The 25,284-nt window shown below is 69.0% G+C and carries 20 protein-coding genes and 5 pseudogenes; 10 read left to right on the plus strand and 15 right to left on the minus strand.

Going from position 1 to position 25,284, the window contains the following annotated elements; all coding sequences use genetic code 11:
- Nucleotides 1–46 precede the first annotated feature (46 nt).
- Complete coding sequence (locus tag WJM95_RS34045; RefSeq protein ID WP_339134833.1) at nt 47–1,723, plus strand: sensor histidine kinase; 1,677 nt, start codon at nt 47–49, stop codon at nt 1,721–1,723.
- A 30-nt stretch (nt 1,724–1,753) separates the two neighbouring features.
- Here WJM95_RS34045 and WJM95_RS34050 read toward each other — a convergent pair whose 3' ends face one another.
- Nucleotides 1,754–2,950 carry an RNA-guided endonuclease TnpB family protein gene (locus tag WJM95_RS34050; protein ID WP_339134835.1) on the minus strand — a complete coding sequence of 399 codons (1,197 nt, stop codon included), beginning with the start codon at nt 2,948–2,950 and terminating at the stop codon, nt 1,754–1,756.
- A gap of 156 nt (nt 2,951–3,106) precedes the next feature.
- Between WJM95_RS34050 and WJM95_RS34055 the strand changes: the two genes are divergently transcribed.
- Nucleotides 3,107–3,799 (plus strand): response regulator, encoded by a 693-nt coding sequence (locus WJM95_RS34055; protein ID WP_339134837.1) that lies wholly within the window; start codon nt 3,107–3,109, stop codon nt 3,797–3,799.
- Between the two features lie 857 nt (nt 3,800–4,656).
- Here WJM95_RS34055 and WJM95_RS34060 read toward each other — a convergent pair.
- Nucleotides 4,657–5,607: a chlorophyllase gene (locus tag WJM95_RS34060; protein ID WP_339136018.1), complete on the minus strand. Its 951-nt coding sequence runs from the start codon at nt 5,605–5,607 to the stop codon at nt 4,657–4,659.
- Nucleotides 5,608–5,772: 165 nt separating this feature from the next.
- On the opposite strand from WJM95_RS34060, the gene WJM95_RS34065 reads away from it, so the two are divergent.
- Complete coding sequence (locus WJM95_RS34065; RefSeq protein ID WP_339134839.1) at nt 5,773–6,369, plus strand: TetR/AcrR family transcriptional regulator; 597 nt, start codon at nt 5,773–5,775, stop codon at nt 6,367–6,369.
- Nucleotides 6,370–6,956: 587 nt separating this feature from the next.
- Here the strand turns inward: WJM95_RS34065 and WJM95_RS34070 are convergent.
- The 3 genes and pseudogenes from WJM95_RS34070 to WJM95_RS34080 form a co-directional block, all read right to left on the minus strand.
- Nucleotides 6,957–7,624, minus strand: a pseudogene (locus WJM95_RS34070) (nucleotidyl transferase AbiEii/AbiGii toxin family protein).
- Between the two features lie 5 nt (nt 7,625–7,629).
- Nucleotides 7,630–8,019 (minus strand): hypothetical protein, encoded by a 390-nt coding sequence (locus WJM95_RS34075; protein WP_339134841.1) that lies wholly within the window; start codon nt 8,017–8,019, stop codon nt 7,630–7,632.
- Between the two features lie 308 nt (nt 8,020–8,327).
- Entirely contained in the window at nt 8,328–10,730 is a 2,403-nt protein-coding gene (locus tag WJM95_RS34080; protein WP_339134843.1) for an ADP-ribosyltransferase domain-containing protein, read from the minus strand.
- Between the two features lie 324 nt (nt 10,731–11,054).
- Between WJM95_RS34080 and WJM95_RS34085 the strand changes: the two genes are divergently transcribed.
- Nucleotides 11,055–11,588 (plus strand): hypothetical protein, encoded by a 534-nt coding sequence (locus tag WJM95_RS34085; RefSeq protein ID WP_339134845.1) that lies wholly within the window; start codon nt 11,055–11,057, stop codon nt 11,586–11,588.
- A 45-nt stretch (nt 11,589–11,633) separates the two neighbouring features.
- On the opposite strand, the pseudogene WJM95_RS34090 reads toward WJM95_RS34085, so the two are convergent.
- Both WJM95_RS34090 and WJM95_RS34095 read right to left on the minus strand, forming a co-directional pair.
- Nucleotides 11,634–12,104: pseudogene (locus tag WJM95_RS34090) on the minus strand (helix-turn-helix transcriptional regulator); the annotation flags it as partial.
- A 17-nt stretch (nt 12,105–12,121) separates the two neighbouring features.
- Complete coding sequence (locus WJM95_RS34095; protein ID WP_339136020.1) at nt 12,122–13,345, minus strand: RNA-guided endonuclease TnpB family protein; 1,224 nt, start codon at nt 13,343–13,345, stop codon at nt 12,122–12,124.
- 24 nt (nt 13,346–13,369) lie between these two features.
- Between WJM95_RS34095 and WJM95_RS34100 the strand changes: the two are divergent.
- The 3 genes and pseudogenes from WJM95_RS34100 to WJM95_RS34110 all read left to right on the plus strand — a co-directional run.
- A pseudogene (locus tag WJM95_RS34100) lies at nt 13,370–13,549 on the plus strand (transposase); the annotation flags it as partial.
- A gap of 164 nt (nt 13,550–13,713) precedes the next feature.
- A pseudogene (locus WJM95_RS34105) lies at nt 13,714–14,463 on the plus strand (SDR family oxidoreductase).
- A 416-nt stretch (nt 14,464–14,879) separates the two neighbouring features.
- Entirely contained in the window at nt 14,880–15,005 is a 126-nt protein-coding gene (locus WJM95_RS34110) for a DUF397 domain-containing protein (RefSeq protein WP_339136022.1), read from the plus strand.
- Between the two features lie 267 nt (nt 15,006–15,272).
- Here WJM95_RS34110 and WJM95_RS34115 read toward each other — a convergent pair whose 3' ends face one another.
- From WJM95_RS34115 to WJM95_RS34135, 5 genes are all read right to left on the minus strand, one after another.
- Nucleotides 15,273–15,755: a hypothetical protein gene (locus tag WJM95_RS34115; protein ID WP_339134847.1), complete on the minus strand. Its 483-nt coding sequence runs from the start codon at nt 15,753–15,755 to the stop codon at nt 15,273–15,275.
- A gap of 45 nt (nt 15,756–15,800) precedes the next feature.
- Nucleotides 15,801–16,661 carry a helix-turn-helix transcriptional regulator gene (locus WJM95_RS34120; RefSeq protein ID WP_339134849.1) on the minus strand — a complete coding sequence of 287 codons (861 nt, stop codon included), beginning with the start codon at nt 16,659–16,661 and terminating at the stop codon, nt 15,801–15,803.
- Between the two features lie 383 nt (nt 16,662–17,044).
- On the minus strand, nt 17,045–18,781 hold the full coding sequence (locus tag WJM95_RS34125; RefSeq protein ID WP_339134851.1) for a protein kinase: 1,737 nt from the start codon (nt 18,779–18,781) through the stop codon (nt 17,045–17,047).
- Between the two features lie 164 nt (nt 18,782–18,945).
- Nucleotides 18,946–19,626 carry an alpha/beta hydrolase gene (locus WJM95_RS34130; protein ID WP_339134853.1) on the minus strand — a complete coding sequence of 227 codons (681 nt, stop codon included), beginning with the start codon at nt 19,624–19,626 and terminating at the stop codon, nt 18,946–18,948.
- Nucleotides 19,627–20,365: 739 nt separating this feature from the next.
- Complete coding sequence (locus WJM95_RS34135; RefSeq protein WP_339134855.1) at nt 20,366–21,007, minus strand: hypothetical protein; 642 nt, start codon at nt 21,005–21,007, stop codon at nt 20,366–20,368.
- Between the two features lie 575 nt (nt 21,008–21,582).
- On the opposite strand from WJM95_RS34135, the gene WJM95_RS34140 reads away from it, so the two are divergent.
- Complete coding sequence (locus WJM95_RS34140) at nt 21,583–22,362, plus strand: DUF4253 domain-containing protein (RefSeq protein ID WP_339134857.1); 780 nt, start codon at nt 21,583–21,585, stop codon at nt 22,360–22,362.
- Nucleotides 22,363–22,400: 38 nt separating this feature from the next.
- Here the strand turns inward: WJM95_RS34140 and WJM95_RS34145 are convergent, their stop codons facing one another.
- Entirely contained in the window at nt 22,401–22,949 is a 549-nt protein-coding gene (locus tag WJM95_RS34145) for a hypothetical protein (protein ID WP_339134859.1), read from the minus strand.
- Here WJM95_RS34145 and WJM95_RS34150 point away from each other — a divergent pair.
- A complete protein-coding gene (locus WJM95_RS34150; protein WP_339134861.1) occupies nt 22,911–23,135 on the plus strand; it encodes a hypothetical protein in 225 nt (74 codons plus the stop codon). The two genes, WJM95_RS34145 and WJM95_RS34150, sit on opposite strands and share 39 nt — an antisense overlap.
- A 187-nt stretch (nt 23,136–23,322) precedes the next feature.
- On the opposite strand, the gene WJM95_RS34155 is transcribed toward WJM95_RS34150, so the two are convergent.
- Nucleotides 23,323–23,799 carry a hypothetical protein gene (locus WJM95_RS34155; protein ID WP_339134863.1) on the minus strand — a complete coding sequence of 159 codons (477 nt, stop codon included), beginning with the start codon at nt 23,797–23,799 and terminating at the stop codon, nt 23,323–23,325.
- A gap of 305 nt (nt 23,800–24,104) precedes the next feature.
- On the opposite strand from WJM95_RS34155, the gene WJM95_RS34160 reads away from it, so the two are divergent.
- Complete coding sequence (locus WJM95_RS34160) at nt 24,105–24,320, plus strand: hypothetical protein (RefSeq protein ID WP_339134865.1); 216 nt, start codon at nt 24,105–24,107, stop codon at nt 24,318–24,320.
- A 392-nt stretch (nt 24,321–24,712) separates the two neighbouring features.
- Here the strand turns inward: WJM95_RS34160 and WJM95_RS34165 are convergent.
- Nucleotides 24,713–25,234 (minus strand): annotated as a pseudogene (locus WJM95_RS34165) (sigma-70 family RNA polymerase sigma factor); the annotation flags it as partial.
- Nucleotides 25,235–25,284 lie beyond the last annotated feature (50 nt).

Consider the following 25,284-nt stretch of genomic DNA (forward strand, 5'->3'; position numbering starts at 1 on the left):
CGAAGGGGCCGGGCCCGGCTGCACGACAAGGGCGAAAGCACCCGTGATGCCCCTCCGGATCGGCCGCGGCGCCAGGGGCCGGCTCTCCGCGCGGATTCTGGCCAGCCAACTCGTCATTCTGGCCCTCACCGGAGCCATCGGCTTCGTCCTGTTCGCGTTCGCCCAGCGGGCCGGGATCGACCGCTCCTACGAGCAGCGGGCCCTGGCCATCGCGAAGACCGCGGCCGCCGAGCCGCGGATACGGCAGGCCGTGGAGTACGGCGGTGGCGGCGACATCGTGCAGACCGTCGCCGAACGGATCCGCAGGGCGTCGGGGGCGTCGTACGTGGTCGTGATCGACCTGAACGGCATCCGCCACTCGCATCCTCATGGAGGGCTGATCGGCGAACCGGTGGGCGATCCCATCGTCGTGCTCGACGGCCGGACACACGTCGGCTCCGACCAGGGCGCCACCGGACGGTCCGCCAACGGCAAGGCTCCGTTGTACGGACCCTCGGGCAAGCTGGTCGGCGAGGTGTCGGCGGGCATCCCCGAACACGACGTGCTCGGCGAGCTGTGGCGCGAGATGCCCACCTTCGGCCTGTACGCCGCGATCGCCACCGCGATCGGCTCCACGGCCGCGTTCGTGCTGGCCAGGCGGCTCAAGCGGTCCACCTTCGGACTGGAGCTCGAGGAGATCGCCGGACTGCTCCAGGACCGCGAGGCGATGCTCCACGGCATCCGCGAGGGCGTGGTCGCCTTCGACCCCGACGGCAGGATCAGCGTGGTCAACGACGAGGCCCGTCATCTGCTCGGCCTCGGCACCGCGCTCGGCAGCAGGCTGGAGGACGTCCTGCCCGACGGGAGACTGCGCCGCGCTCTCGACGGCACCCTCACCGACCCCGACCTCAGCGTGCTGACCGACGACCACTGCCTGGTGGTGAACCGGATGCCGGTGGCCCTGCACGGCCGTGAACTGGGCGCGGTGGTCACCGTACGCGACCGCACCGAACTCGTCGGGCTGCTGCGCGAACTGGACTCCGTACGCGGACTGACCGACGCCCTGCGCGCCCAGCAGCACGAGTTCACCAACCGCATGCACACGGTGGCCGGCCTGCTGGACATCGGCGACCACGACGCCGCCTACGAGTACGCCGTGGAGTCGGCCGGCGCCGACCAGGCCCTGACCGAGTCCGTACGCGAGCGGATCGGCAACCCGCAGCTCGTCGGCCTCGTCGTGGCCAAGGCGACGGTCGCCGCGGAACGCGGGGTCCGTATCGAGCTGAGCGAGGATTCCGCGCTCGGCGACGATCCGCCGGACCTGCGACGGCTGCTGACCGTCGTCGGCAACCTGCTGGACAACGCGATCGACGCCGCCGTCGGCGGACCGGCCCCCGAGGGCGGCCGCGAGGTGCGGCTCTCCCTGATCGAGGCCTTCGACCAGGTGATGGTGCGGGTCGAGGACAGCGGCCCCGGCATCCCGCCGGGCTGCGCCGAGTCGATCTTCGAGGACGGCTGGTCGACACGGCCCGAACGGGGCACCGCGCGGCGCGGCCTGGGGCTGGCCCTCGTCCACCGGCTGGTGCAACGCGACGGCGGGACGGTCACGGTGAGCGAGGGCCCGGGGGCGGTCTTCACCGTCGTACTGCCGCTGCCGCCCACCCCTTCCGCCCCACGGGGGACACAGCTCGCGACAGCCTCGCCGGCCGGGCCGGGCCGGCCGGCAGGAGATGACCGAGGTTGACATCCTCCCCTCCCTGAAGGGAGGGGATTCCTACGGCTCGCGCCGTGGGGTTTCCTGCTTCGTCGCCGACTGCCCGCCCGGAGAACTCCGTTGAGGTCTTACACCAGCTCCACAGACAGACACCGCCAGCCCGGCGGCCAAAAGGTTCTTCGCTGCGTTCACGTCCCGGTCGTGGGTCGTCCCGCAGTCGCACGTCCAGGTGCGGACGCTCAGCGGCATCTTGTCCTGCAAGGTGCCGCAGCTGGAGCACAGCTTGGACGAGGGGAACCAGCGGTCGACCGCGATCACTTCGCGCCCGTACCAGTGGGCCTTGTACTCCAGCATGCTCCGGAAGTCGGCCCATGCAGCGTCAGAGATGGCGCGGGCCAGTTTGCCGTTCTTCACCATGTTCCGAACGGTGAGGTCCTCGATCACGATCGTTTGGTTTTCACGAACGAGCCGAGTGGTCAGCTTGTGCAGGTTGTCCCGGCGCCGGTCGGCAATCCTGGCGTAGACCTTGGCGGCCTTCTGGCGGGCCTTGCGGCGGTTGGCGCCGTCACCCTTGGCCTTGCGGGCAATCTGCCGCTGGGCCTTGGCGAGACGGGCACGGTCGCGGCGCTCGTGCCGGGGGTTGGAGATCTTCTCGCCGGTCGAGAGCGTCAGGAGGTGGTTGAGTCCGACGTCTACGCCGACGGCCCTATCGGTGACCGGGAGCGACTGAACCGTCGGGTCCTGGACCAGCATGGACACGTACCAGCGCCCGGCCGGGTCCTGCGACACGGTCACCGTGGACGGCCCCGCACCCTCGGGCAGGACACGGGACCACACGATGTCGAGTGGCTCCGCCATCTTCGCCAGGGTCAGTTTCCCGTCCCGGAACCGGAACGCGCTGGTGGTGTACTCCGCCGACTTCCGCGACTTCTTCCGCGACTTGAAGCGAGGGTACTTCGAGCGCTTGCCGAAGAAGTTGGTGAACGCCACCTGGAGGTGGCGGAGGGCCTGTTGCAGAGGGACGCAGGAGACCTCGTTGAGGTACGCGAGCTCCTCGGTCTTCTTCCAGACGGTCAGCATCGCCGACGTCTGGTTGTAGTTCACCCGCTCCTGCCGCGTCCACACCTCCGTGCGTGCCGCGAGAGCCAAGTTGTAGACCTTCCGCACACACCCGAACGTGCGCGACAGCTCGGCTGCCTGCGCATCGGTCGGATAGAAGCGGTACTTGAAAGCCCGCTTCACATGAGCCGTGGCCATACCTCACAAGCTAGCCCGTTCACAGATGAAGATCACACCCATGGGTCAGAGCACGATCTTTCACCCAGGGGGCGAAACCTCGCTCGTTGCCCTGCTCCGCAGGAGCTTCGTTTCCTCCCCCACCTTAAAGGTGGGGGTATCCACCAAGGAGCCACGATGATCCGGACCCTGGTCGTGGACGACGACTTCCGCGTCAGCCACATCCACTGCGACTACGTCTCCCGCGTCGAGGGCTACGACGTGGTCGGCCGGGTGGCCACGGTGGCGGAGGCCCTGACAGCGGTACGCACCCTCAACCCGGATCTGCTGCTGCTCGACGTCTTCCTGCCGGACGGCAGTGGCCTGGAGGTGCTGCGGCAGCTCAGCGGGGACGCGGGAGGCGCCCGCCCCGACGCCATCATGATCACCGCTGACCGCGACATCACCTCGGTACGCAGCGCCATGAAACTCGGCGTGGTGGGATACGTGGTCAAGCCCTTCCGCTCCACCGATCTGGCCGAACGGCTCACGGCATACCGGGAGCTCCAGTGCCGTATGGCCGTTCTCGGCCAGGCGTCCGAGACCAGTCAGACCGACGTGGACGCCCTCTTCAGCGCCACCCGGCCGCCCGCCGTGCCCCGGGTCCCGACCAAGGGCCATTCCGCGCCGACGCTCGCCCTGGTGCACGAAACCCTGCGCGGCACGGCCCCGGAGGCACTGTCGGCGGCCGAGGCCGCCGAACTCACCGGCGTCTCCCGTGCCACCGCGCAGCGGTATCTCTCCTACCTCGTACGGGAAGGCGTCGTCCGGCTCGAACTCCGCTACGGGCTCGCCGGCCGCCCCGAGCATCTCTACCGGATCATCCACTGACCCGGACACCATCGAAAGGGTCGAAATCCGGCCATATTTCGCGGGATGAACAGGGGGCGCACCACACCGGCCTGACTCCCCGTGAGGTCTACGACCTGACGGTTGACGGTATTCACACGTTCTACGTCAGCACTGAAGGCGCCCACTCGCAGAACCTTCTCGTCCACAACTGTCAGGACATCGTCGCGGACGAGGATGTCGAAGGGGCACACACCATTGGCGACTATGTGACCTGGACGACGACGCCATGAAGGCGAAGGCCCTCGACCCGAGAACCACAGGGGGATTGGCCACGCGCTGGGCCAGTCTCGACATCGCCCGAGAGGCAGTCGACAAGACCATCACTCAGTGGGTCGAACACAGTCCGGACAACCTGCGACAGCTCGAAAAGTGGCAGACGGAGCAGGCACCCGCGCTTCGGGCTGAGAAGCTATGTCACAACCTCTTTCCCAGGTCAGGGCGATGCCCAGGTCTTTGAGGTTATGTGCACGGCTTGGCGTTGTGGTGGTGGTTACTGGAGGGCCGGGGTCTGGGCTGGCGGGGCTGTCGGCGTGGAGGATCTCGCCGGGTTCGCGCGGCGACTGCGCAACGCGGTACCGATCCGTTCGGTGCTCACGATCAGGCCGGTCCCCTGGGGCCCGGGCGGGGGCCGTCATGCTCCAGCCCGGGTTGCTGGCGTCCGCTTGGCCTGTCGGCCCTGATGGGCCGGGCGGAGGTCCCCCTCGGCACAGCGCACGAGGGTGAGGCGGCCCGCCTGCTTCCATGCGATCAGCCACTCGTTCAGGACGGCGAGGGGCGGAGAGGCGGTTCGGTCGGCGACGGCGCGGACGCCCGGTGCAGGACGTGCCCGGGGGCGGCTACTTGGCTTCGACCCGTCCGACCGGGTCGGGGCTGGTCGCCAGTGCCTCGCGCGCCGCCTGCCAAGCGTTGTCACCGGGGTGGAGCCGGCTGCGGAGGTAGGCCGCGGTGAGCCGGCCAACGGCGGCGACTCGCTCGGGGCTCTCGTCCGTGGTCTCGGCGACGTCGTATCCGGGGATCCCGCCGAGTGCGTGCCCTGCGCCGAACAGGGTGAGCAGGGACTTGGGGCTGGGGCCGAGGGTGTAGGGGTCGGCGTGCCAGTCCGGCCCCATGTCCGTGAAGTGCCGGGAGTCGTCCTCGTCGCCGGCAATGACCAGTGCGGGTGTGGTCATCGTGGAGAAGTCGATGGTCCCAAGGACCGGCAGCGCGTTGGCGATCGGCCCGTTGATGACGTCGCCCCTGCCGGGCGAGGCCAGCAGCACGCCCGCCTTGATCCGGGGCTCGCTGAGGCTCACTTCCTCCCCGGTGTCGGGGTCGGTGACCCGGGCGCCGAGCAGGAGACTGGAGGTGAAGCCGCCGAAGGAGTGTCCGGCGACGGCGACCTTGGTGTGGTCGATCCGCCCGGCGAGCAGTGGCACGGCCTTCTCGATCACGTCGAGCCGGTCGAGGATGTGGCTCATGTCCTCGGCGCGCGAGCGCCAGAAGAAGGGGGCACCGGGAGCATCGGCGACCAGGTGGCTCAACGTCCGGGAGGTGAGGTGGGTGGGCTGGATGACGACGAATCCGCAGGCCGCCCAGAAGTTGACGAGCGGCGCATAGCCGTTCAGCGAGGAGAGGTTGTTCGAGGGGCCCTGGCCGTGGGAGAGCAGGATGACGGGTAGGCCGCTCCCGGTCTCGGGCGCGGAGACACGGATCTGGAGGTCCACGGGACGTCCAGGCACGGGCAGCACCACCGGGCCGTAGGACAGGACCGGGAGAGGAGTGTCGATGGTGGAGGTGGATGTGCTCATCATGCGCTGGTTGCCCTTCTGTGCACCCTGCCGCCCGTCTCGGTTGACCGGCGACTGACGAGGCAGTCAGGGGCCCCGCTTCGGCTAACCTGAAGCGGAGCGCCGCTCCAATTAGTATCCGGAACGATGCTCCGTTTCGTCAAGCGGCGTTGAAAGGAAAGCGTGATGACCGCCGAGAGCCCCAGCGAGAAGGCGTCGACCCGAAGCAAGCGGGCCGACGCGCAGCGCAACCAGCGGGCCGTACTCGCCGCCGCCGCCGAGGTGTTCGTCACCTCCGGCGTCGACGCGCCGATCCGCCAGATCGCGGCCAGGGCGGGCGTCGGGATGGCCACGATCTACCGTCACTTCCCGACCCGGGCGGATCTCGTCACCGCCGTCTACCACCACCAGATCGAGGAATGCGCCGAGGCAGGACCGAGCCTGCTAGCCGGTGCCGACTCCCCGTTCGACGCACTGCGCCAGTGGGTCGACCTCTTCGTCGACTTCCTGGTCACCAAGCACGGACTCGCCGACGCCCTGCAGTCCGACAGCGACCGCTTCGCCGCGCTGCACACCTACTTCATCGACCGCCTGCTGCCAGTAAGCGCCCAACTGCTCGACGCCGCGGCCGACGCCGGCGCCATCAAACCCGGCATACAGCCCTACGAACTGATGCGCGGCATCGGCAACCTCTGCATCGGACGCGACAGCGACCCGCGCTATGACCCCCGGCGCTTGATCGACCTCCTCCTCGAAGGGCTGCGGCGTCCTCAATCGGCCTGATGCCCCGGGGCAGGAATGCCGCTCAGCCGCCGAGGCTGCGGTGCAGCCGCTGGCAGAGCAGGGCCGCCGCAGCGCCGAGCGCCGTCGCGGACACCAGCGTGAACAGGTCGGACGTCGGTGCCGGTCCCACGCCAAAGCCCACGTCCAGTGGGCCTTCACCCTCATGGCCCGCCGCCTCACCCGACGAAACCGCCGAACCGACGCGGCCCCAACTCCCCTCACCCCAGCCGCCTGACGATCCCTCCGTCTGCCGTTCGGTTCAGCGTCCATCGACGCCCACCCGAACGGCAAACCCGATCACCACTCAGGTCCAGGACACCGTGACCTGCGGAAAGAAGATGTGACACAGCTTCTGAGCGTGTCGCAACCGCGCCCAGGATCACACCGCTGCGCAACTACCGTGCGAGAGCTCAAAACCCCAGACCGGGCGTGGTCCCCAATCGTCGAAGGGACAGCTCTGAGCTTCCGCCGCTCGGGGACGGAGCGCGGCCAACCGGCCCGCAGGATCAGGGAGCAGTGCCCGCTGGTAGCCGCTGTCAGATGGATACAGCCGAATGTGGGCAGGGGATATCGCTCACATCAACTCCTCAGTCGATGTCAGTGCCATGGGACTCTTCAAGCAGTCGGGACGCGAGGTCGTCTGCCCATTCCACGGCCCATGCCCGGAGAGCTGCGACGTCGGAGTCGTCGAGGCCGTAGGCAGCGAATGCTTCGTCGTCAGTCCACTCGGCCCCCGAAAGGTTCGCCTGGAGGTCCTCCCTATCGAAGCGGCCGCGGGCGTGGCGACGGCCGAATTCCTCGAGCTCGGCGGTGTTCCATCGTTGGGAAGCAGCGAATACGTCGATCAGGTCCCGAGGCGCTCCGCGGTCGGCCAAAGCACGAACCTTGGTCCCGACCACGTCTTCTTCTGCGAGGACGGGCCCGTAAGGGCTGTGGGCGATCGGCCCCCAGAAATTCTCCTTGAGGATGTCCACCTCGCACTCCTGTCCCGTGACAGGGTCGGACACGGTAGAGCGGGCCGACAGTGGGGCCGTCTCCAGCGACCGGACCCGCCAGCCCCGTTCCTCCAGACCATGCTGGAGCGTGGCCGCGATGTCCGTCATGGGCGCGGGATTCTCGGTGGCAACATCAAGATCCTGACTGGGCCGACTCACGAGCCGGTGCGCTCGTACCGCGTAGCCGCCCGTGAGAACCAGGGGATAGGGGGAACCGAGCGCGATCACGTCTCCAGCAGCCGCGCGTGCAGCTCCGGCATGTCGGTCACGCGGCTGCCTGACCGCGGACGGCGAGGGCAGGAAAGGCGTCTTCCCACACGGTGCGCACCGTGCGGCCGACCAGTCGACGCAGGGTGGGCCACAGTTCCAGCAGAAGGTCTTGGTTGAGGTAGCGCGAAAGGTCTTCGTGCAGTCCTTCGTGCAGGACAGTGCGGTAGAGGCCCATGCGCTGGCGCGGGTTGCCGAGGTCATAAGAAGTCATTCCAGACCACGCCACGTGCAAGGGCAGTCTCACAACACCCCGGCTCGGACCCTGCAGCTCTTCCAGGGCCGCCGGCAGACGGCGCTGGAACTTCTCCCGGTAGAGCGCAAGATCTTCCGCATACGCTCCGGTCAGGTCTGACCTGGATGCAGCGGACTGCGCACGGGCTGTCATGCCTTCATTATGACGCCTGGCCCGGCAGAGCGCGGACGGAAAGGCAAGGTCAGCTGGCCGGAACCGGGCAGGAATCACCAGTTGGCCGGCAGCGCCCCGACAGCACCTATTCAGGCTCAGCAGCAGTCCCTGCCGTCTACGGGTCCGGACCCGCGACTCAACCGCGGCTGCGAGGACGCCTGCCGGCGCACCACAAGGCCTCCTGCGAAGCCTCGCCCGGCCGGCAGTCCGTGCCGCCATGGCCCTCTGCCACGTGGTTGCCGGGGCGCGAGTCCGGCAACCACGACCGCGGCCCTCGTGACGGGGGGTCAGGACACCACGGGAGCGGTGTCCGTGACCTCGCTCAGCCGGACCGTGCACAGCCCGCGGGCCTCGCTCTTGACCTCCGTCACCTTGAGCTGGGTACCTGGCGTGAGGATGTACTCCTCCTCGCCGGTGAAGGCCGAGAAGCGCTTGATCCCGACCGCCCGGGCCGGCGTCACCTCGAAGAGCGTCCGCTTGCCGCTACCGCCCAGGAACGCCCGGGCCACCTTCAGCTCGGAGGTGCAGGAGGAGACACCCCACCAGGTCACCGTCCGGCCCACCGGGTACTGCGCCCGGAGGTCAAGCGACACCCCGCGCCACAGCGGTTGCGTGTAGGCCGGCAGCTTCGAGACCGCCGAGAACAGCAGCCGCAGGTACGGCAGGTAGGGCGTGACCCTGGTGCGGTCGGGGGAGCGCAGAACGCTGTTGATCTCGCGGTAGAAGGCCGACTCGCAGGTGTAGAGGTGGAGCGCGGCGATCGCGTCGGCGGACGGGCCGCCGTCGGCCACCTGGTCCGCACGCCGCTTGCCGAAGTCGCGGGAGCGCTGGATGTGCCCGGCGAGCCCGGACAGCGCCGCGGAGACCGGGGCGACGGCCTCGTGGAAGTCCATCAGCGGGGTGTCGAAGACCCCGGTGATCGCGGGCAGGACCAGGCCCTCGTCCTTGACGCTGGTGAGGCGCTCCAGATACAGCTGGTGCAGGTTCATGGTCGACTCGATGAAGGCGCCCATGCGCGCGGCGGCACCCCCGTCCGCACCGCCCGCGCCGGCCGCCGTCTCGTTCCACCCCTTGCTCGGCAGCCAGTCGATGCCGTCGGCGCCCACCGACGCCAGAGCGTCGTTGACCTGGGCGAAGTGGTCGCCCTCGCAGAAGAGGTCGCCCTGCGCCGCCGGGTTGGCGTGGTCCAGGTGCCGCACCTCGACGTCCGGGTACTTCTGCTGGAGCCGCAGGACAACCCGCTTCAGGCTGCGGGCGTGCGCCCCCCACCACGCGAACACGACCCCGCGGTCCTCCTCGGCCGCGTCCTGCTTGGTCTTGAGGATCTCCTCGACGATCCGCTCGGCGACCGGCCGCCAGAACGCCGTGTGCTGGTCGGCCCCCATCGCCCCGTCCCCGCTCGCGGTCAGCGACGCGTTCAGCAGCAGCACGCCCTGCGTCAGCATCGCCTGGAACCACTCCGGCGGCTGGACCGTGTCCCGCTCCTTCAGCAGCGCCCGCACATCGGCGATCGGGGTCTTCTTGACGATGCCGTACTTCCACATCGCCGCCGCCTTGATGAGGCACCGGATGCTGACGACCCGGCCGAACCGGCTGTCCTTCCAGTCGCTGAAGGTGTTGTCGAACATGGCGATGCCGGTGGCGCTCTTCGGCCGCGGATACGGGTTCTGGCCGAAGACCACCACCTTCCACTTGTGCGGCGGGTTCGGCTTCAGCGCCTGGAACGTCAGCTCGCGGACCGGGACCACCTCGGGGCTGCGGCCCTTCCCGATGAACCGCGCGGCGTCCGGCTGCGCCTCGATGACCGGCTTCAGCAGCGGGAGCCAGGACTCCCCGCCGCCGTCGAACAGCTCGCTCAGGGCCAGGGGATCGCTCGCACCCGGCTGCGTCTGTGGCTGCGGCGGCTGGCCCGGAGCCGGGACACCGGGCCCCGATCCGGTCGTGCCGGAGGCGCCTTCGCTCCCCGCGCCAGAGGAAGCGGCAGGAGAGGAGGGAGAGGAGGGAGCGGGAGTTGCGGGCACCGGTGCGGCGGCCGCCGGCGGCACGATGCGTACCCGCTGCTCCACGGGCGCGTTCTCGATCCCGTGCAGCTGGGAGACGATCGTGGAGCGCAGCTCGTCGTCGTCCTCGAACCAGTGGTCGTGAAAGAGCGTGAAGCCGGTCCACATCAGGTTGGCGCACACCCGCGCCGGCACCTGCCCGGTCTGCGCCCCCAGCCCGACCAGCGCCACGGACCGGATGCTGCCCGGCTTCTTCCGGTTCTGCCGGTGAACGGCCTGGAAAGCGGCCGCGCACGCCAGCGCCACGTTCAGCGTGGCACTCACGTTCTGCGAGGACCGCACCATCGTCGGCGTCGATATCAGGTACCGGGGAACGGCCGCGCCGGACGGGACGCAGACCGCGCTGCCCACCGGCAGGGGCCCGGCGAACCGGTCCCGGATCGCCCGCTGGACGCGCACCTGGATGCCGGACCCCAGATACCGCTTGATGACGGCGTCGACCCCGCCGTCCATCCGCCCAAGGGAGTTGGTGGGGGTGACCCAGGCGTCGACGTCCTCGTCGAGGATCGAGCCCTTGCGGATCTCGATGCCGGGCGTGTCGGCGAACGCGGCGCGCCACGCCTCCACCACACGCTCGTTGACGTCCGTCAGCACCACCCTGAGCGCGGGCAGCACAGTGCTCTCGGTCATCGTCCACTCCTGTCGTGCACCAGCGGTTCCAAGACGCCGAACGTATCGCCCACCACTGACAACGCAGCCCCGCCAAGGGGTCCATGACCTGCCGTCATGTTCCGCCGCACCCACACCGACCGACAGGACGAACGGCAAAAGGGACTTGAGGTTCCCTCGCTTCCCGTGACAAAACCCACCGCGCACCAAACCTGACCACAACGGAACAAAACGCCTTCTGCGTGATGTGCGCGCACCAACCAGGCACTACCTTGACGATTCCTTGATCACTACCAGGCCGTCCGGCCAAGGGGTCGGGCTCCGCCCGAAGGCGAGGTCCTGACCATGACACGCAAGACAAGACTCACCCGTATCACCCTGGCCGCCGTCGTCACGGCCGGACTGCTGACGGGCTGCACGTCAAACGACGACGAATCCCTGACCTACCAGACGGACTACAGCAGTCACCGGCCACTGCGGGTCGTCGGCTACCCCTCCACCGGAAGCCTCGAGACGGTGCAGAAAGCCGTGTGGCGGCTCGCCGACGGCGACGCCGACGGACTGGCCGCGCTCGCCGTCGACGCCACGGACGCCGACGCCACGGCCCGCAACTGGGTCAAGGCCTTCGGCGCCGCCGCCGGGGGAGAGGTGACGGCGGACTTCTACGACGAGGGTTCCGTACGGCAGGTCGTGGTCCTCTACTTCGCCAAGAGCGGCCAGATCAAGGAGATCGAGGCCCGCACGGGAGACGACGACTCCTGGGGACTCACCCTGGCCGAGCCCGACTTGGCCGAGGCGACGGCCAAACCGACCTGGGCCCCGTCGAAGCCGGGCCACTCCAACTCCCGCACCTCCGGCACCTCGTCGTCCCGGAACTAGCGCTCACCTTGTGCCGCCGGTGGCGTGGGACCCCTGGGGGAGGGGTCAGGGGCGCGGTGGCAGCCAGCCCTGCTGGACGGCCCGTACGCCGGCCTCGAAGCGGCTGCGGGCGTCGAGGCGTTCCATCAGTTCGGAGGCGATCCGGCGGGCCGTGCGGTGCGACACCCCGAGCCGTTTGGCGATGGCCTCGTCGGTGTGGCCCTCGGCCAGGAGCCGCAGGGCGGTCGTCTGCTGGCCGGTGAGTCCGTTCGGGCCGGTGGGGACCGTCTCGCCGAGCGGCTGGGCGGACTCCCACGTGGTCTCGAACAGCGCGCACAGGGCGGTGAGGGTGCCCTGGCCGGTCAGCAGGACGGCGCCGGCGGCGGTGTCGTCGCTGCTGACCGAGATCATGGCGGTCGCCCGGTCCATGAGGATCATCCGGGTCGGCAGCGACGCGACCGTACGGATCCGGCCACCCAACCGGGCCAGCCAGGTGGCATGTTCGACGGTCGGCCGGTTCGTCCGGACACTGTCGAGTTGACATCCTCTCCGCCCTAAAGGTCGGAGATTCCCGCCTGGCTGCCGGATGGCTGGCTCGCCTTCGGGTGGGTTCCTGTTTCTTCGCGCTGTGCCGGGAGGAGTCCCGGTCTTACCAGCGCTCCGCAGGCTGATACTGCCAGTCCGGCAGCCTTCGCGACGTTGACTGCCGCATTGATGTCCCGGTCAAGCCGCGCCCCGCAGGCCCCGCACGTCCACGTACGAATGTGCAGGGGCTTGGGGCCGTCCTTGACGCCGCAGGCCGAGCACACCTGGGACGTGGGCTCGAATCGGCCGATGCGGTGGAAGGTGCGCCCGTACAAGGCGGCCTTGTACTCCAACATCGTGGTGAACGCCGACCATCCGGCGTCGTGCACGGACTTCGCGAGGCGGGTACGGACGAGTCCCTTGACCGCCAGGTCTTCCACTGCAACCGCTTGATTCTCGCGGATGATCTTCGTGGAGAGCTGGTGGTGGAACTCGCGCCGCGCATCGGCGGTCCGTGCGTGAGTACGCGCAACCTTGATCCGGGCCTTCGCCCGGTTCTTCGACCCCTCCGCCTTCCGGCTGAGATCCTGCTGAGCCTTCTTGAGCTTCTTCTCGGCCCGGCGCAGGAAGCGCGGGCTGTCGATTTTCGTGCCGTCCGAGAGGATTGCGAAGTGAGTCAGGCCCAGGTCGATGCCGACGACGTTGTCCGTGGCGGTAAGCATCTCGGAGTCGGTCTCGACCACGAACGATGCGAAGTAACGGCCCGCACTACGCTTGACCACAGTCACCGTCGACGGAACCGACGGCAGGGAACGTGACCACTTCACGGCCAGGTCGCCGACCTTGGGGAGCCGGAGCTTTCCGCCAGTCGTGATCTTCCATCCGGCGTTGGCGGTGAACCGGACCGACTGCCGTTTGTCCTTGCGGGACTTGAACCGGGGCGCACCCATCTTGGGGCGCTTTCCCTTGAGGCCGTCGAAGAAGTTCTTGTAGGCGGTGTCCAGGTCCCGCAGGGACTGCTGCAACACGACCGATGACACCTCGGCGAGCCACGCACGCTCGGGAGTCTTCTTCGAGGCGGTGAGCTGCTTGGACAACTCCCCGGATGGGACGAACGGCAGCCCGGCGGCTCGGGCGGTCTCACGAGCCCGAAGGGCATCGTTGAAGACAACCTGAGCACACCCGAACGCCCTCGCCAACGCCATGCACTGACCGGCGCTCGGGTACACGCGGAAGCTGTACCGAAGCTGCATGTCCATCACTTTGCCCTTTGGTCTATGTCACCACGATGGAATCCAAATCCCGACGTACGCAATGGCCGTCACGTCGTCCACAACCTGCACGTCCACTTGGTTTTCGTCACGAAGTACCGGCGCAAGGCCATGACCGACGCCATGCTGACGCGCTGCGAAGAGATCATGCGAGTGGTGTGCACGGGCTTCGAAGCCGAACTGCAGGACGCAAACGTCCTTGGCCCGTTGCGTCCTGACAGGGCATCGGAAACCCCGGGACACGCACCCGGCGCCCGGGGGCCGGGGGCCGGCCGGTCACCGTGCCGTCCGCCGATGTCGGTGTCCGTTCGCCGCCAGCGTTCCGCGGCCGGGGCGGCTGGGATGGGGTCATGACTTCTCAGCGAGACATGAACGGCAAGGTGGCCCTCGTGACCGGCGGGAGCCGGGGCATCGGGGCCGCGACGGCGCTGCGGCTGGCCCGCGAGGGCGCGGACGTGGCCGTCACCTACGTGAGCGGCAAGGAGGCCGCGTAGGACGTCGTACGGGGTGTCGAGGCGCTCGGACGCAGGGGGCTCGCCCTGCGCGCGGACGCGGCCGACGCGGGGGAGGCCGGCACGGTGGCGGACCGGGTCGTCGCGGAGTTCGGGCGGCTCGACGTCCTCGTCAACAACGCCGGGGTGGGGGTCCTGGGTCCGCTCGCGTCCCTGACCACGGCGGACGTGGACCGGGTGCTCGACGTGAACGTCCGGGGGGTCTTCCTGACCTCCCGGACGGCCGCGGCGCACCTCGGCGACGGCGGACGGATCATCACGATCGGCAGCTGCATGACACAGCGGGTCCCCGGCCCGGGAGGCACGCTCTACGCGACGAGCAAGTCCGCGCTGATCGGCCTGACCAAAGCACTGGCGCGGGAACTCGGCGACCGCGGGATCACCGCCAACATCGTCCATCCCGGCCCCGTCGACACGGACATGAACCCGGCGGACGGCCCGTACGCACCGGGCCAGAGCGCGCTGACCGCCGTGGGCCGCTTCGGCACCGCCGACGAGGTCGCGTCGATCGTCGCGTATCTGGCCGGAAGCGAGGCGGGATACGTCACGGGGGCGGAGTTCGCGGTGGACGGCGGACACGCGGCCTGAGGACCGAGGCGCGGCCGCCGCCGAGGGGGCGACGCGTGGCCGGGCAGCCCGCGGGACGTTCGGCCTCGGGATGTCAGTGGACGTCAGTTCCCTTGCGGGGGACGGGTTGTCGCACGTGGAGGACGGCGAGCGCGAAGGGCGGTGTCAGGTCGGCCTGTTCCCGTATGGCGGTTCCGTTCAGGCAACCGTAACCTTGGTCTTGGTTGCTGTGGGTAGCCTTTCGGGCGCCCTTCGTTGCAACCGGCGGGGGCAAACCGGCTGTTGCTCTGCGGTAGTGCACAACCGTCCACTAGAGTTACTGCGCACCATCGGGGCGGATCGGGGGATCGGGAGGATCTGAGGTGGTGCATGGGGGGAAACCCTTGTGGCGCAGGAGCAGTAAGTGCGGCAACGAGAGCGAGTGCGTGGAGGTCGCGATGGAACGTGACTGCGTGCGGACCCGTGACTCGAAAGCACCTGCCTGGCCGACTTTGACGTTCACCAGTGGCGCCTGGTCCGAATTCCTCGGCGCTGTGAGGGCAGGGGAGTTACAGAGCCCGTGACGTTCTTGACCAGCCAGCGGCAAGGGGGAGGGGGGCGTATGGACGCTGGAGCGTCGGCTGCTCACCATCCGGGCGGGAGAGCCCGGAGCCGTTCCGCAGTGGTGGGCGGAGCGATCACTTTCACGCTCGTCGTCGGCATCGTCGCCACGGTCGCCGCCGCCGCGGCAACGACACTGGTCGACAGTGTCGTCCTCAAACGGGTTCTGTGGGTGTCCGTGGCCGTCATCGTGGCGGTGGCCGCCGGCCTGTGGCGCGCGGGGATGTCCCCTACGGCGCCCCCACCGGATTCTGATCGCCTTCCGTATGGTTCTCAGGCGGGTTCCCCTCGTTAGTCCGTGCCGAGCGGCGGCGTGTGTGGGCGCGCTTGCCCCACCAGGCCAGCGCGCTGAGCAGCATCGTGCCGACCACGGTCAGGGACCCCGTGCCTGCTGCCGGCAGTGACAGTCTGAGACTGGCGGCCCTGTTCAAGACGAACGCGACGGCCGCCACGACGATCAGCAGGGCACCCAGGCCTATGAGTCCGAGCCGCGCCGCCATCCGCAGCCGCATCTGACCGCGGGCCGTCTCCAGTTGCAGGGTGTTCTCCGCTCGGGCCCTTTCTATCGCGATCAGATTCTGTGCCTGGGCGGGGTCCTGGATGGCCTGGGCCATGAGGGCCTGATCCGTCGGGTCCTCGGTCTGCTCCGCGCCGCCGAGTGTGTTGATGCGCACCCACTCCAGCAGGCGCTGCCCTATCGACCTGGAGACCATGTCCGGCCCTTCCCCTGGCTTCTGTCACCGTTGACGGGGCCCGGCTCAGCGGACGCCGAGGTCCTGCCGGACGCGGCTGATCAGGTCGGCCGACTCCGGCTCGCCGAGGGCCAGATCCGTGATCACCTGGAGGCATTCCTGGTAACGGGCCAGCAGACGCAGGTCCTCACCGCCGGTCATGCTGCCGGCGGCGTGCTCCAGATAGAGAAGATCGTCGTCGTCGGGGAAGCCCAGCAGGACGAAGCTGCCCAGCGTGCTGTAGTGCGCCCCCGCCTCGAACGGCAGCACCCTCACGGAAACCTCCGGGCGGCTTCCGAGGGCGAGCAAGTGGTCGAGCTGTTCGCCGAGTACGTCCTTGCCTCCGATCTGACGTCGTACCGCTGCCTCGTCGAGCACGAACACGCAGGCCGGCCGGCCCGAGTCGTCGAACATGCGCTGCTGACGCTCCATACGAAGGTCCACGACCCTCTGGAAGACGTCCTCGTCCAGGTCGCGGGGGGCGAGGAGGGCTTCGGCATAACCGCGGGTCTGCAAGTGCCCCGGCACCACGATGGGGTGGTAGGTGTGCAGGGACGTCGCCGCGCCCTCGTATCCCAGGTACTGGGCGAACTGAGGGGTGATCACCTCGTGGTAGCCGGACCACCAGCTCGGTCCCTTGCTGCCCCGTGCCGCCTCCTCGAGGTCCTGTACCCGTTCGGGGTCGGTCACCTCGTACAGCGCCAGCAGGGCCCGCAGGTCGCTGACCGACACGCCGACCGTGCCGGTCTCCACCCGGATCAGCTTCGACTGGGACCACTCGACTCGCTCTGCTGCCTCCCGTTGGCTCAGAGCCGCATTCTCACGTGCCCGACGCAGCGAAAGGCGTAGTTTGCGTCGGTTCAGACTTGGGTCGATCGAGTGTGTCATCGCCGCTCCTTCTCCGCGCACGTACCCGCGACTTCGTCGGCCATGCACAGAAAGTTCTTAGCTCTTTGCCTAGCTCATTATGCTCCGAGCTTTCTGCATAGAGCTAATTGCTCCTGGCCGAAACGGCGGGAGCGTCACGCTGCGAGACGGAGGATCCACGACAAACCCTGTACGGAAGGGCCACCTGCCCCTCTAACGTCACGGCATGTGTCTGCGCTCCCGAACTGCCCGCCTTTTTCGCACCGTTGGCGTGCGGGGGAGTGCACAGGGGGCGCGCGCCGAGCAAAGCGCAACGCGACGCACGCCTGGCGCGCGCCGCGCCGTGGCACCCCCGTCCCGGGGCGCGGCCGCCGCCGAGGGCGCGGGCGATACCGGCAGGCCGTTCAGGACTGGGCCGGCACCACCCGGGTCACCTTGCCCTTCAGGTCGGCGTTCAGATAGCCGGTGACGTGGTCGTCCGCGAGATAGACGGCCAGTCCCAGCGGGGTGTCGAACGTGTCGTCGGCAGGGCGGACCAGGACGTAACGCATGGTCGGCCGCGGTACGTTCAGGTCCTTCCTCGCCCGCTTCAGCAGGGCGGGAAGGACGTCCCAGTCGAAGCTGTCGAGACTGAAGGGGCGCTCGCCGCCGGTGATCGCGCTGCTGATGATGTCCTTCTCGGCGCCCTGGCCCGGGCGGTAGGTGTAGCTGTCGTACTGGGTGTCGCTGCCCTTGACCATGACGTTCGCCAGGACATACGTCGGATAGACGGTGAGGTCGCATGCGCGGTTCGTGCCGGTCGCGGCCTTGATCTCCCTCACCGCCGTCCGGATGCCGGCGGGGGTGAGCAGATCCGTCTTCGCGTCGGCCTGCGGCGTCGGGGTCGGGCGGGACGCCGTGTGCGTGGGGTCCGTCGTCGTCCTGGCCGAGGAGGACGCGCCGGCCGAACCGGCGCCCTTTCCCTGGTCCTTGTCGCCTCCGTCCGGCAGCAGGGTCCACACCAGGACTCCCGCCATCACGGTCCCGACGACCGACGAGGCGATCGCGATGCGGTTCTTCGCACGGCTGCCCGGCCCCGCCGGCGTCTGCCGCGTGGGGCCCGCCGGGTACGGAGTCGGCGGCCCGAAGCCTGAAGCCGGTCCGAAGCCGGTGGACGGCCCGAAGCCGGCGGACGGCTCGAAACCGGCAGGCGGCCCGGACCCGACCGGCGCCGAGGGCACGGGCGTTGCATCCGGGGGAGGGGCCAGCCTGTACGACGTGGCCCCGTCCGCCCCGGCGGGAGCACTCGCAGCCGTGCCGCCGCCCTCGACCGCCTCCGCGAGCAGCCGGTCCGCGGTCGTCGCGTCCACCCGGTCGGCCGGGTTCTTGACGAGCACGGCGTTCAGGAACGCGGTCAGGACTCCGGCCCGGGCGGGTGGCGGAAGCTGCTCGCTCAGCATGGCCGCCAGCGTGGCGAGGGTGGTTCCCCTGCGCAGCGGATGATGTCCCTCGACGGCGACGTACAGCATCATCGCCAGCGACCACAGGTCGGAACCCGGGCCGCCCTCGCCGCCGGAGATGCGCTCGGGCGCCATGTAGTCGGGCGTGCCGATGATCGACCCGGTCGCGGTCAGGACGCTCGAGTCCCTGACGGTCGCGATGCCGAAGTCGGTGAGGACGGGACGCCCGTCGGGCCGCAGCAGCACGTTGGCGGGTTTCACGTCCCGGTGCTGGATGCCGGCGTCGTGCGCGGCGCGCAGCGCGGCCAGCACCTCGCGGCCCAGCCGGGCGGCGTCGACGGGTGCCAACGGCCCCTTGTCGAGCCGGTCCTGGAGCGATCCGCCGGTCACCAGTTCCATGACGAGCCACGGGTAGACGTACTCCCCGCCGTCCACCACGTGATGGATGGTCACGACATTGGGGTGATCGACGCGAGCCAGCGCCCGTGCCTCGCGCAGCACCCGGGCCCGGAGCATCGCCGCGCCCTGCGGGTCGTACTCGGCAAGACCCGGATCGGGCGGCCGTACCTCCTTGAGCGCCACGGCCCGGTCGAGGACCAGATCGCGCGCACGCCACACCGTGCCCATGCCCCCGCCACCGAGCCGCGTCTCCAGCTCGAAGCGCCCCTCTATGACCCGTCTGCCGGATTCCCCCGCGTTCATGGCCGAAAGCCTACGAGACACCTGCGACACGGTCCGACGCAGGTGACCGCAATGCACAGGTCGCCACAGGCCGTCCGGCCGCGATGGCCCGCCCTCCGCTCGGGCCGCGAAAGCGCGGCCATGAGCGGAGGGCGGGGGTGATGCGGTGTTGCCTCAGAGCGACTTCAGAGCGACTTCGCGGCCTCGCGGAGGACGTCGAGGACGAACTCGGGCTGCGACAGCATGGGTACGTGGCTGCTGTCGACGGGGCGAGCGTGCGCGCCCATGCGGTCGACGGCGGCCCGCTGCAATTCCGGGTTCACGGTCTCGTCCTGGTTGCCGACGATGTACCAACTGGGCTTCGTGCGCCAGGCGGTGCCGGGCACCTGCTGCTCGAAGATGTCGGCGATCGGCACGGCCCCCGTCGCCAGCACGAGCTTCTGCTCGGCCTCGGGCAGGTCGCCGCAGAAGTGGCTGATGCCCGACTCCTTGAGGTACACGCGGTTGTCGGCGACCTCGATGTGCCCGAACACCGGCGTCTTGTCGAACTTGTCCTGCTGGGCCTGCGAGGTCTCGGTCTCGTCCGGGGCGAGGGCGCAGATGTACACCAGGGCTCCGACGCGGTCGTGCGTGCCCGCCTTGGTGATGAGGGTGCCGCCGTACGAGTGGCCCACCAGCACGACAGGGCCGGGCACATGGTTGATGCCTCGGGTGACGCACGCGACGTCGCTCTCGAGCGAGTCCAGGCCGTGCTGCGATGCCCAGACGGTGTGGCCTTCGGCCTGGAGCGTGGGGATGAGCTTGCTGAAGCACGAGCCGTCAGCCCACAGGCCGTGCGCGAAAACGATGCTGGGTTTGTCCGCCATGATTTTCTCCTTCCGGAGTGACCGGTAATTGGGAAAATGCGGTGCACTGACTGACCACCGTGGTGACCTCGCGTTCTTCCCGAGCCTGAATCGCTCGGTCTTCGGCGCGGAACCCGTTGTCCCGGCCCGACGCCGTCCTCGGGTGATCAACTGAGGTGGTCTTCGAAGCCGATCGGGATGTGCAAGGCCCAAGAACCATCGTTACCTCGCCGCCGGGACCAATCTCTCACCTGTTTGCGTGATGGGCCGGAAACGTCGAGGGCCGCACACGGGCCATGGAGCCCCGAACACGTGACCACGAGGGCATGTCACGCTGCGTCGTGGACCGAACGGTTCGGCTGAGAGGCTGTACCCCGTTTCGACCACGCACTGTGATCTGCCATTCCGGCTGGTGCCGGGGCGCGGAGATTGTGCGCAGTGCGCGCTTCGCTCTGTCCACGGCGGCTTCGTCGCCTTGCCGCGAGAACCCATCGGTGCCGGCACGGTCTGACGCCGTTCCGCACGCGGCGCGAGGGGCATGAGTGCCGCCGGCGCTCGGCACACCGAGTGGGCAGCCGCCAGCAGCGGCCGCCCGTCCGGGCTCGGGCCGGGGCGCCCTCGCCGAAGCGGAGCGCCGCGTGGCCGCATTCATGAGCTGGACCGGTCGTGATCCACCTGAGAGCCCACCGGGGGCTGGGCCGTGTCGCCGGAAGCGTGACCACGCGGAGTCCCTCACCGGGGGGCGGTGCCCCCGGTCACGTCACACCGCGAACGCCGGGACCCCGGGAGTACGGGTCGCACCGCACGCCCCTCGTGCCCGCGAGGGCGCCGCGGGCGGCGGCGTGAGGGCCTGCCCGATCAGCGGCATGACGGCCGCCAGCATCTCCGCCTCGTTCGCGGTTCCGTCCACGACCAGATCGGCCGCCGCCCGGGAGGGCGCGACGTGGGCTGCGTGGCGGTCCCTACCGGTCTGCAAATAGTTGCGCAGGGACAGCCGGGGGTCCTGCCGCTGCATCTCGATCTTCCGGAGGATCTTGCGGGCCAGGCGTATGTCGTCGGGGGTGTCGACGTACACCCGCCACGCCGCCCGCCGGACCACGGACGGCAGTGACAGCGCGAACAGGCCCTCGACCACCACCAGCAGCACGCCGGGGCGCAGCAGCGCCGCGTCGATGGCGTGTGCCACCGCTGCCTCGTCGATCGACCCCGGATGGTTCCAGTCGAGGACAGGGTGCCCGTCGGCACTGACCGTCCACACACCTGTCAGGGGGTCGTGCGCGGGCACGTAGTAGTCGTCCAGGTGGACCAGGGCCACGGTTTCGGGACACTGAAGCGACAGGGCTTCGGCAAGGGTGGACTTGCCGGATGCGGTGCCGCCTGCGACCGCCATTACACCCGTCATACCGGGCGCTCCTCATGTGCTCAAAGGGGATAAACGAAGCGGCCGGACAAGCCGGGTGCAGGGAATGTACGGCGGGGTGATCGCTCATGGCAAGCAGGGAAACGGGGCCCGGTCCAGCGGGGCCCCGGGGCCGTGGCCTCCGGCCGACCTGCGCACCGGTCTCGGCGGTGCCTCGGACCTTCAGCGTGGCGTAACGGCCCGTGGGCGTGGGCATGACGTCGACGCGCGGGAACGAGTAGTCATGCACCTGACCTGGCGCCTCCTCGCCATGGCGGCCGCCGTTACCGCCGCCCTCGTGACCGCCCTGTTCGCCGCTCCGCCGACAGTTGCCGCACCGTGCACGTCGACCTGGCGGGCACTCTGGAAGGTGAAGGTGCACAGGCCGGCATGGAAAGGAGGGACCGGTCGCGACGACACGTTCGCCAGTCGTGCGGTACCTGTGCCGGGGTGAGTGGGTACCCGCACTTCAAGAAGCCAGCTGACTCCTAAGAAGCCTCGGTCGGATCGCTGAGGACGGACGTCTGCTTGGATCCGCGGGCGGCTGCGTTGTCGGTACCACGGTCTACGGTGCGCTCATGTCGTTTGCCCTGCCCGATGGTCTGCCGCCCGGCCGGTTCCTGCCTTCCGATCTCCCGCACGTGTGGGTCTCCGACGAGTTTCCGCGGGACGTCGAGGAGTTGTGGCCACGTCTGCTGAGCTACCAGAGTGCGTACGGTCTGGTCCCGCTGCTCTGTCAGCCCGATGCCATGGGAACACCGCTCAGCTTGGACCAGGTCGACGCCGTCAGTCTGGAAGAGGAACTGGCCGCGGACTTCGCCGAATACCGGCGCCATCGGCTGCCCTGGTGGACGGACCCGACACCATTCCCGGCACCTGAAGGAATCGAGCCGTGGCCCCACGACCCCGGACCGCCCTTCGAACAATGGCCGGGCCTGGCACCGCCCATGCCGGCTGCGCCCGAAAGCCCGTCGCCCGAGGAGACAGCGTCGAACGTGCTGGGGTGGCTGGTCAAAAGGGGCCTGCTGTACACGTGCCGTCTGGCGCTCGTTCCTGCCCGTCGCAGCAGCGATGCTCTGGCCTTGATCGGCTGGTCCGGAGGGGGATACCTGCCTCTGTTGTGTGCGCTCGCGCGGAGCTGGGAGGACCGCTTTGGCGCACAGGTCGTGGCGGTGCTCGGCAGCGAGCTGTACGTCTCGGCCGCGAGACCTCCCGTTGAAGCAGAGCACGCGAATCTGCTCGCTCTGGAGCACGTGCTGTCGACCGCGGACAACATCGTCGATGACCCGCCCACGCCGTTCCCCGAGTACGCGATGGACCTCCCGGCACGGACCTTCTGGTCGTTCTGGTGGGACTGACCCCGGCGGACCAGCGTGCTTTGGACCGCGGTGCAGTCTCAGCTGTCCGCCCCGGCTTCCCACTTGCGTCGGCGCAGCACGTGGTCGCTGAAGAGGTGCCGGCTCCGGTCAAGCAGTTCACCCACCTCCGCGTCACCGCGCTGCGCGTCCGGCGACGGATGCCAGCGCTGCACTGATTGCGCGGCCCAGGTGCGCAGCTTCATGTCCGGGTCCTCGAAGAGACCGACCGCCACCCGTAGCGCCACGATGCCGCCGCGCGCGTCGAGCAGCCGGAATGCGCCGACGCGGACGTGCCGCGGCCGCTCCGAGCCGGTGCGCTCCAGTAGCCAGTTGGCGGGCAGTTCCTTGACCAAGGGCAGCAGGGCAGTGGCGGTCTCGCGGATGACACCGGCGGCAGGGTCATCGAGGGGCGGCCGCAACTGCTTCGCATCCACGCAGTCCAGTGCCCGCAGCCCTGCCACCGCTCCGGCCCGCACCCCAGCCGCCGGGTGCACGAGCAGCGGTCGCAACAGCCCGACGTCTGCTCGATTCCCGCACTCGGCCAGCACGTGCGTATCTGGCGGTGCGAGGGCTGCGGTACTGAGCATGATCGTGACCTCAATGCGTCGCGTGTGATCCTCGCCGCCGGGCAGGCGGAGAGGCTAAACGCCCCTGGAGGGCCGGTCAGTCCCGGAGTGGAAATCCCACGCCGGGCACGGCTCGTTGAACGGGGAACCCATCCGAAGGCCCAGCCGGTCACCACCGGCAGCCAGGCGGGAATCCCCGCCCTTTAGGGCGGGGAGGATGTCAATCCGAGGCGCAGACACGTCCCCTGACACCCGAGCCGGCGGTCCAGGCTTCACCGACATCAAGGGCCCCGAGTTCGACCTGTGGATCCAGAACAGCTGCGAGCCCCGTTTGACGGCATTGCGACAGCGCTTCAGCCAGCGAGTGAGCACGTGAGTTGGCGAGCCGAGTCCTTCAGGTGGCGAACCCTCGGAAGGTTCCTTGGAAGTCCTCCATGGCGGCTTCTTTGAAGTCGCTGAAGGACATGTTGGCGATCATCAGGTTCGCATGCATCTCGTGGACGCCGGCAGAGACGGTACGGAACTCGCCGCCTTCCGCCTCGAACTCCTCGTCGCTGTCGCACTCTTCCCTGGTCAGGGCAGCCACTGCCAGCAACGTGGTGGGGCCATCCTGCATGGAGTCGTGGTCGGCGAGGAACACCACGCTCAGTTCCTCGTCGGTAGACGCCGCGGAGAGCATCTGAGCGGAGGTGCATCCCGCCCACTGCGGATCGTCAGCGATGTGGACGTACGGCTCGTAGTCTCCATCACCCCAGGGCCTCAGCAGTTCCTCTTTCACCGCAGCCCAGGCCTGTTCGTCGCCGTAGTCGGTCCTGATGATCAGCGCAGCGTCCCGATCGCGCTCCGCCAGCCACTCCATACGCTCGCTCATGATCGGCCCACCCATCCGCGCAGGCCACAGCCCGCGTATTTGGTAGGCAGGCTACGCGAGACCGCTGACACAGCCGTGAGCGGTTCAGTCGGCGAAGCTCGCCGACTGAACCGCTCGGTTACAGGAGATCGTGCCGTCGGCCACGCTCGCCTACGATCTGGGCGGCGGCGCCTCCTGCTCGTCTCCGGTAGGGCGGGAAATCAGCTTCGGCCGTGTCCGGCAGATCCTGGCGGTGTGGGAGGCCGCGGGCCGAAGCAGTCGGCAAACGGACAGACTTCGCAGTGCCCAGAGACGAAGGAGCGGCCATGCCGCAGAGGCTGGAACCCGTCGGTCAGCCGGAATACCTGACCGAGAAGCAGTGGATCGACCTCGCCTTCGCGGTGATGCGCGGCGTGGTCGACGGGTGCAGGACGGCGGAACTCGGACTGGATCCGGCTCTGCTCTCGGACCTGGGCACGGCTGCGGTGAACGGACTCCGGGCCCACTTGGACCAGGTGATGGCGGAGCCGCGAGATGGATGACCCGGTGTGGTCGTACGCAGAGCAGCTCGACGAGGACGAGCGTCGCGCGCCTGGGTGACGGGGTCGATGACCGGCCAGTTGTCCTCGGTGGGCGGGCCGAACACGGTGGCATGGCTGTCCGCACCGCCGCCGGAGCCGTCGCGGGTGTACTTGCCGAGGTGTAACTCCAGCAGGCTGTACTCCAGATGCCGGGCGGTGACCAGTGCCAGCTGCGGAAGGGGGCGAGGGTCTGCGCCTGCGCGGCCGGCCACGCCGGGATGTCCGAGAAGGCGCAGGGCGGGTCTGCTGGTGACCACTTGGCGAACGCGTGGAAGTGCGCCTGCCGGACGCAACCCGGCTCCGCAAAGGTCTGCAGCGCGGGCAGCGCCACGAGTGCCGTGCGAACGAGATGCTCAGTTGGTGGTGAGCATGCCTTCGCGGAGTTTGGCGAGGGTGCGGCCCAGGAGGCGGGAGACGTGCATCTGGGAGATGCCGAGGTGTTCGCCGATCTGGGCCTGGGTGAGTTCGTCGACGAACCGCATGTGGATGATGCGGCGTTCGCGGTCGTCGAGCTGGGCGATCAGCGGGGCGAGTGCGTGGAAGTCCTCCACCAGTTCGAGGGCGTTGTCGTCCACCCCGATGAATTCGGCCAGTGCGGTTTCGCCGTCCTCGCTGGAGGTGATGGCGGCATCGAGGGAGGTTGACGTGTAGCCGTTGGAGGCCTTGCGGGCCTCGATGACGTCCTTCTCCGACAGCGACATCAGCTGGGCCAGTTCATGGGTGGTGGGTGTGCGCCCGAGCCGGCTGCGGAGTTCTTCGGTTGCTTTGGCGAGCTGGACGCGGGCTTCCTGGAGGCGGCGGGGTACGTGGACGGCCCAGGAGGTGTCGCGGAAGAAGCGCTTGATCTCACCCACGATGCAGGGCGCACGAGAAGTGGGGCCGCCCGGAGAGTCTCCGGGCGGCCCCACTTCTGGGCTGTGCTCGA

The sequence above is a fragment of the Streptomyces sp. f51 genome (assembly GCF_037940415.1).
Classification (GTDB): Bacteria; Actinomycetota; Actinomycetes; order Streptomycetales; family Streptomycetaceae; genus Streptomyces.